We start from the raw sequence: 7,892 nt of genomic DNA on the forward strand, positions 1-7,892 counted from the left end.
CGGTCGACCTGATTCCGCGCATGGTGGCCGCCGACGAGTGGGCCCAGCTGTCCGTGGGCCTGGGTCAGCGGGCCAGGGCGCTGGACGCGTTCCTCCGCGACATCTATTCCGAGCAGGCGATCGTCGCCGACGGCATCATCGGTGTGCAGGCCCTCGACCGGGCACCCGGCTTCCGATCGACGGGTCGGTTGGCCGGCAACACGGTGCGCGCGCACATCAGCGGCACCGACATCGTCTGCGACCGGGCCGGCCACTGGATGGTGCTCGAAGACAACCTGCGGGTGCCGTCGGGCGTCGCGTACGCGATCGTCAACCACCGGCTGCTGAGCAAGCACCTCCCCGAGCCGCAACCGCTCGCCGCGATCGAGGACGTCGACCGGGCACCGCAGATGCTGCTCGAGACGCTGCGTGCAGCGGCGCCGCCGCATGCCGCTGACGACCCCGTGATCGTGCTGCTGTCCGCCGGCTGGGAAGACTCGGCCTGGTTCGAGCACACCTTCCTGGCCGAAGAAATGGGCGTCGCGCTGGTGCAGCCGACGGACCTATCGGTGCGCGACGGAAAGCTGGTGCGCCACATCGGTTCTGAGGTCCGACGCATTGACGTCGCCTACGCGCGGATGGACGAGGACATGCTGCTGTCTTCTACCGGATACGACGGCGCTCCGTTGCGGCTGGGGCTGCTCGGCGCGATCAGCGACGGCAATCTCACCATTGCCAATGCGCTCGCCAACGGAGTCGCCGACGACAAAGCGATCTACGCCTATGTGCCGGCTATGATCGAGTACTACCTCGGCGAAAAACCGAAGCTGGCTCAGGTTCCGACGTGGATCTGCGCTGAGCGTGAGCAGCGCGACTTCGTGCTGGCCAACCTCGCCGATATGGTCGTCAAACCCATCGACGGGTTGGGCGGAACAGGAGTGTTGATCGGCCCGGACGCCTCCGATGCCGCGCTGGAGGCGCGCCGACGTGAGCTGGAAACACAACCGGAGCGGTTCATCGCCCAGGAGTTGGTCGCCCTGTCTACCCACCCCACCTTCGACGGTGAAGGGATATACCCACATCACGTCGACCTGCGCGCATTCGTCCATCTCAGGGCAGGTGCGGGCGGTTCGGTGTCGGCGCATGTCATACCTGCGGCGTTGACCCGGGTAGCGAGCCGGGGGTCGCGGATCGTCAACTCGTCTTTCGGTGGGGGCAGTAAGGACACCTGGATTCTCGCCGCGCCAAGAACAGATGAAGGTTGTGAGGCAGACTCCACTTAGACTGAAGAGGAGACATGTGCGGCATCTGCGGTGAGATCCGCTTCGACGGGCAAACGGCCGATATCGGCGCGGTAGCCCGAATGACCGGTGCGATGACGTCGCGCGGACCCGACGCCGACGGCGTGGTCGCGCACGGGCCGGTGGCGTTCGGCCATCGGCGGCTGGCGATCATCGACCTCTCCGCGCACGGCGCCCAGCCGATGGTCGACAGCGATCTCGGGCTGACGCTGGTGTTCAACGGCTGCATCTACAACTACAAGGAGCTACGCAAGGAGCTTCAGGCCGACGGCTATCGCTTCTTCTCGACCGCTGACAGCGAGGTCGTGATCAAGGCTTTTCACAAATGGGGGACGCGTTGCGTCGACCGCTTCAAGGGCATGTTCGCGTTCGTCATCGCCGAACGCGACACCGGGGTGGTCACCATGGCGCGGGACCGATTGGGCATCAAGCCGCTGTATCTGGCATCCTCGCCGGGCCGACTGCGGTTCGCATCGACGGTGCGTGCACTGCTCAAATCCGGCGGCGTGGATACCGATCTGGATCGCCAGGCGCTGCACCACTACATGACATTCCACTCGGTGGTGCCGGCGCCGCGCACCGTGTACCGCGGCGTGCGCAAGCTGCCACCGGCGACGGTGCGAGTGATCCAGCCCGACGGTTCGCACATCGACACCGTGTACTGGAACCCCGACTTTGGTCGGGATCCGGACAAGGCGTCCTGGTCGGCCGGCGACTGGCAGGCCGCGCTGATGGACGCGTTGCGTGCCGGCGTGAAACGCCGGATGGTCGCCGACGTGCCGGTCGGTGTGTTGCTGTCCGGCGGCATCGACTCCTCGGTGGTGGTGGCGCTGCTCGCCGAGCAGGGTCAGCATGGGCTGGCCACGTTCAGCATCGGCTTCGACGCTGCCGACGGCGAATCCGGCGACGAGTACTTCTATTCCGACCTGGTGGCCAAGACCTTCGACACCGACCACCACAAGATCCACATCGACTCCTCGTTGCTGATCCCTGCGGTGCCGAAAACCATTGAGGCGATGAATGAACCAATGGTCAGCCACGACTGCGTGGCTTTCTACCTGCTGTCGGAGCAAGTCAGTAAATCGGTAAAGGTGGTGCAGTCCGGGCAGGGGGCCGACGAAATTTTGGCGGGCTACTTCTGGTACCCGCCGTTGGCCAACATTGCCCGCGAACAGACCACCGAGGCATACGCCAAGGTGTTCTTCGACCGTGACCACGACGATGTGCTGTCAATCTTCGCCCCCGAGTACGGGATTGACGACGACGTGAGCCGCGAGTTCGCAAGCGCACATCAGGAGGCGCCGGGCGCCGACACCGCGGTGGACGCGGCACTGCGCCTGGACACTCAGGTCATGCTGGTCGACGATCCGGTCAAGCGCGTCGACTCGATGACGATGGCGTGGGGTTTGGAGGCGCGGGTGCCGTTCCTCGACCACGACTTCGTCGAGCTGGCGGCCACCTGCCCGCCCGAGCTGAAGCTGGCCTCGAATGGCAAAGGCGTACTGAAGGATGCGTCGCGAGCGCTGCTACCGTCCGAAATCATCGACCGGACCAAGGGCCACTTCCCGGTGCCGAGCATCCGCCATCTGCACGGCGATTTGTTGGACATGGTGGTTGAGGCGATGACCAACGATGCCGCCCGCAGCCGCGGGCTGTATCGCGCCGAGAGCGTCAAGGCGCTGGTGGCCGCGCCGAACGAGACACGGACCCGGCTGGACGCGAACACGCTCTGGCAACTGGGGGTGCTCGAAATGTGGCTGCAGAGCATGGAGGGATGATCCGATGGGACAGCGGGTGCGCGCACTTTACGGCGCATCGCTGTCCCCGGACGCCACCGCGTTCGCCCACCTCGTCGACGACGGCGGCTATCCGCGTGCGGTGCAACGCTTTCTGCGCGGCTGGCGGGCCAGCTCATCACGCGATGTCGAGCTGCCGGTGGAGGGCCCAGTCTCTCGTGTCATCCATTCCGCCGACGGTCAGTGGCTTGCCTGCGAGGTGGCACCCGACGGGGGCACCCGCAGTCAGATCTGGGTCGTCACTACAGATCCCGACGACCGAATGGCCCGGCGCATCGATCGCGAGGAAGCCGGGACCGCCGAGCTGATCGCGTGGGACGGCGTCCGGGTGGCGGCCGTCCTGACCGGTGAGGACGGGATAGGCCGGTCCTGCCTGATCGATCCGGCGGATGGGCAGTGCACCGTGCTGGACAGCCGATCCGGTGGTCGGCTGGTCGATGCATGGGCCGGGGCCTCGCTGATCCGGGTCGGGCCGCGCGGCTACCGGGAGCTGATCATGCTGCACGGCCAAACCGAAATCACTGTGCTGCCATCCGATCCGGGGTCGACCACGGAAGACGGGGTGATCCTCGACGACCACCATCCGCGCCGTCTCCGCTACGGCCCGGATGGCGATCAGACCAAGCTGTACCACCCAGCCAAGAAATACGGAGTGAACCGGAGCCGCTCGGGCACGCGAGGCAACCGCTTCGGCCGCGGATACGTGCGGACACTGATCCGCAGCGAAAATGGCTGCGAGCACGCAAGGCTGCTCGAGGTGACGGCCACGCAGGACGGCGTCAGCTACTTCGTGATAGCCGAGCGCCCGGACTGCGACCTCGACGAGTTCGCGGTCAGCGACGACCTGTCGACGGTCGCATTGCTGTGGAACGTACAGGGCCGCAGCGAGTTACAGATTCTCCAGTACACCGACTACACGTTGGACGAGCCGATCCCGTTGCCGGGCATGGTGGCAAGCGAGTTGTCCATCAGCGCGGGCGGCTCGATGGTCGCGATGACCGTCGAGGGACCGTCGCTGCCGCGAACCGTCGAGCTCGTCGATCCGCGGTCGCGACAATGGGAACCGATCGACCGCGAACCCAGCCGCGGCCCGATCCTCCCCGCTTCCTCCGCTGGCACCCGCCCGGAGACGATCACCGCGCGTGACGGGCTGAAGCTGAACGCATGGTTGTACCGACCCACCGAGACCGCAACTAAGGGCGCGGTGATCTACCTGCACGGTGGGCCCGAAGGCCAGGCCCGGCCCGATTACAGCGAGATTTTTCCTGAGCTGGTCAACGACGGGATCACCGTGCTGAGGCCGAATGTCCGCGGCTCGGGCGGCTTCGGCCGGACATTCGGCCACGCCGACGATAAGGAAAACCGGTTCGCGGCCATCGACGACGTCGCCGACTGTGTGCGTTTCCTCATCGACAACGAGTTGGCCGACCCACAGCGCATAGCCTGCGGGGGCTGGTCGTACGGCGGCTACCTGACGATGGCGGCGATGACGTTTCACCCGTCGTTGTTCGCGGCGGGTATCACCGTCTGCGGGATGAGCGACCTCATCACGTTCTATCGCAACACCGAGCAGTGGATCGCCGACGGGGCCTACACCAAATATGGCCACCCGGTCAGCGACTGTGAACTGCTCGAGCGACTGTCGCCGCTGCGGCGTGTCGATGCGTTGGCCGCACCGCTGCTGGTGGTGCACGGCGCCCACGACACCAACGTGCCGGTCAGCGAATCCGAGCAGATTGTCGACGCGCTACGCGCAGCCGGTCGCGACGTGCGCTACCTGCTTTTCAGCGATGACGGACACGTGATCAGCAAGCGCGAGAACCGGGCCCGGCTGGCAACCACGATGAGCGAATGGCTCAATAGGGCATTCGGCGCTACCGAGCCGCTTGTCGAGGTGTCATAGTCGCCGCAGTTGCCGGAGAATTCTCACAAAGGGAACGTTCGTTCGCGGCAACGGGTGTGCACCAGATTTTCTACCAAGCCGACTTTAAGCATGGGAGCTCTCCTTCGCCCCCGATGCGACCGTTCGCGCCAAAGTGTAGGCCGAGCTCGTCACCGTCGAGTAGTTACGGCGAACCGCTCCAGATTGAATCAGCAAGGCTCACAGTCCAAGGAGACCCGAGACCAGTGCGTCGGGGTTGAGCAGCGTGCCGATATCGGCCAGGTCGATGGCCGGGGTCGACTGGACCAACTCGGACATGTTCTCCCACTCCAACGTTGCCAGACTTCCCAGCTGAGAAGGGAAGTCGTTGTTGGCGGTCAGGACCGCGGTCGCCAGGTCGTCGCGGGCATTGAGGAAACCTGCGATGATGCCGGTGTTCGGATCGAACAGCGTGTCATTGAGCAAGGACCCGAGCTGCTGCGGTAGCAACAGCGACAGCACGGTCTGGCCAACCGCCAACTCCATGGGCAAGTTGATGTCGCTGGCCGCCAGGGTCAGATTGTTGAAGATCGCCTCCAGGCTGCCGACCGGATTGGTCATGATGTCGTGATCGACGGTGCCCCAGTCCGGAGTCAATGCCGGCGTCAACCTCAGCGCCAGCGGAGTGACCGGGTCGCTGCCGAACACCGCGTCGAAATTGTCGCTACCCATCACGCCCTGTAGCCCGTGCAGCAGCAATTCCTGTGTTACCCAGTCGGGTTGGGCGTTTTCCCGGGACACGTCCAAGCCGTAGTCATAGGACAACACCCGCTCTGACATGTCGGCGGCATATTGTGCGGGGCTGACCGTGGGTGTGTCGGCGGGCAGATAGTTGGCCACATCGGCGACCGGCACCACCTCGGTCGTCACGGGTGCGCCCGTCGGGTCCGTGCCGTCCGGGAGGTTCTCGAATCGGGCGAATATCTCACCACTTGAGACGCCGTTGCTGTCCAACCAGTTCGCCACGCCGGGGTTGGTAGCGCTGACCACGTAGTAGGTGTAACCGTCAGGATCGTCGAACGCCGTGGCGTTGTTCAACGTGGTCTGCGCCAAGGTAAACGGCAATGCGGCGCCGAAGACGTTCATCAACTCGATGCCGCTGTAGGCGGCGGCCACGTCGGGCACTTGCACGATCAGCGCCTGGCCGGGATCCAGGTCGAAATTCCCCCCGGATACCTCTGCACTCGGTAGGCCCGTCGCGAACACACTCGTTTCCGGGGCCAGCGGGCTCATGGTGTTGGCCGGCAGCTCGATTCCGGCAACCTCGGCCAGGCCCATGTTTTCTTGGTTGAAAGGTCCGACGATGTTTCCGAAGGCGGTGAACAACGTGGTCAACAACGAGTCGATCGAGGTGATCTGGGTGGTGGACGCCCCCGTCAACGGGTCAGCCGCGTCCGCGCTGGGAAATATTCCGGTGGTCGGTATCGAGAAAAACGCCGGGCAGTCGGACAAGCAGTGGATGCTGATGCTGCCGGGGCCCTGCGCCCAGTCGCCCAGCACGTCTCGAATCAGCAGGGAGGCATCACCATTGGTGGTGGCATCGCTGTCATTGATGAAATTGACTGCGCCGCTTGGCTCCGTGGGGCCGATGTCGACGGTGAAAGTGCCGTCCGGATTGACGATGAGGCCGTGATCGAGTTCCAGACTTTCCTTGCTAACAGCTGTCGAACCGGTGATTGCTTCGGTCGCGATGGCCAGCGCTTCGGTCCCCTTGCCGACGGTGCCGGTGAGCTCGTAGGTCGCGCCGGGGGCAAGGCCGGCGGTCGCGTGGTAGTAGATGTCGGGGGTAAAGAATTGAAAGTACTGACGGGAATCGGCGGCATCTCCGGCCACCACCTCCGGCGATTGGAAGAAGACCCCGTTGAAAAGCTCGGTGACCCTCGAGAGTCCGGCCGAGAGCAATTCATAATTCGTGTTCTGCAGACCCGTGAGCAACATGGCGTCACTGTCCGGGGTCGCGAACGGCAGCGACGCGTCGTACGCCACCGCCTGATGCATAGCGTCGAGAAGCTGATCAAGCGCCGGCTGGAATGAATCATCGCCGGCGGTCAGCCGGATGTCGGACACCTGGATGTGGAGCACGGACGGGGTGACGGCGATAACGCTCGCGCCAATGACGGCGACAGCGTTTGTGATCCAGAGCGGAGGGGCAACATAACGGATTTTGCTGAGCATCGCTCCTCCATCCGGCCGCAAATGCGCCTTAAGCCAGCCTGTGCGGCAGCTTAAATTTTTGTGAGAGCGATCACACGCTAGCCCATGAGACACGACAACGCAATTGTCTCATTACGCTCCGCTCGAGCTGCGTGGCGTTGTCGGGCTGTTCGGGTGCCGATGCTGATTCGGGCCACAGGTGCGCCAGCCTCGGCCCATAATGGCCAGGGAATCATCACCGCGGGGTGCCTGTGCGGAAAGTCTTCATTTCCTACGCTCGCCAGAACAAGCCGGACATAGAGCAGCTTGTCGAACACTTGCGTGTTCTGGGCTGTGAGACCTGGCATGACGCTTCGTTGCGCGGCGGCCAGGACTGGTGGAACGAGATCCTGCGGCGGATTGCCGATTGCGACACTTTCATCGCGGTCATCTCTCGCGACGCGCTGAGTTCAACGGCCTGCCGACGTGAATTCGACTGGGCCGAGTCACTGGACAAGCCCGTGATGCCGGTGGCGGTGGAGCCACTACCCAAAGCCCTGCCACGGCGTTTCTCGAGACGTCAAATCGTTGACTATTCCGATCGGGAGTCTCGGGATCGGGCGGCGCTGACGTTGGCCGGAGGTCTGGCAACGCTCCCCGGGGCACCGCCGCTGCCAGGCCCACTACCAGAACCGCCCGCCGCCCCGTTGTCATATCTGACCGACCTGGTGGATCTGGTATCGCAATCAAAGCCTCTTGACC

Annotated in this window: 5 protein-coding genes; 4 read left to right on the forward strand and 1 reads right to left on the reverse strand. The window is 64.3% G+C overall.

Going from position 1 to position 7,892, the window contains the following annotated elements; genetic code table 11:
- From WAN71_RS02720 to WAN71_RS02730, 3 genes are all read left to right on the forward strand, one after another.
- Positions 1–1,262, forward strand: a 1,262-nt coding sequence (locus WAN71_RS02720; RefSeq protein WP_422223854.1) for a circularly permuted type 2 ATP-grasp protein, incomplete at its 5' end; no start/stop codon positions are given.
- A 14-nt stretch (positions 1,263–1,276) separates the two neighbouring features.
- Complete coding sequence (locus WAN71_RS02725) at positions 1,277–3,058, forward strand: N-acetylglutaminylglutamine amidotransferase (RefSeq protein ID WP_422223855.1); 1,782 nt, start codon at positions 1,277–1,279, stop codon at positions 3,056–3,058.
- Between the two features lie 4 nt (positions 3,059–3,062).
- On the forward strand, positions 3,063–4,979 hold the full coding sequence (locus WAN71_RS02730) for an alpha/beta fold hydrolase (RefSeq protein WP_422223856.1): 1,917 nt from the start codon (positions 3,063–3,065) through the stop codon (positions 4,977–4,979).
- Between the two features lie 198 nt (positions 4,980–5,177).
- Here the strand turns inward: WAN71_RS02730 and WAN71_RS02735 are convergent, their stop codons facing one another.
- Entirely contained in the window at positions 5,178–7,172 is a 1,995-nt protein-coding gene (locus WAN71_RS02735; RefSeq protein ID WP_422223857.1) for a hypothetical protein, read from the reverse strand.
- Positions 7,173–7,396: 224 nt separating this feature from the next.
- On the opposite strand from WAN71_RS02735, the gene WAN71_RS02740 reads away from it, so the two are divergent.
- The coding region (locus WAN71_RS02740; RefSeq protein WP_422223858.1) for a toll/interleukin-1 receptor domain-containing protein at positions 7,397–7,892 on the forward strand (496 nt) is incomplete at its 3' end.

This window comes from Mycobacterium sp. (assembly GCF_049280035.1).
In the GTDB taxonomy this organism is placed as follows: domain Bacteria; phylum Actinomycetota; class Actinomycetes; order Mycobacteriales; family Mycobacteriaceae; genus Mycobacterium.

Bases quoted from the DNA above. Each gene is read 5' to 3' on its own strand.
- WAN71_RS02725 (WP_422223855.1), top strand. From the start codon at position 1,277: ATGTGCGGCATCTGCGGTGAGATCCGCTTCGACGGGCAAACGGCCGAT.
- WAN71_RS02730 (WP_422223856.1), top strand. From the start codon at position 3,063: ATGGGACAGCGGGTGCGCGCACTTTACGGCGCATCGCTGTCCCCGGAC.
- WAN71_RS02735 (WP_422223857.1), bottom strand. From the start codon at position 7,172: ATGCTCAGCAAAATCCGTTATGTTGCCCCTCCGCTCTGGATCACAAAC.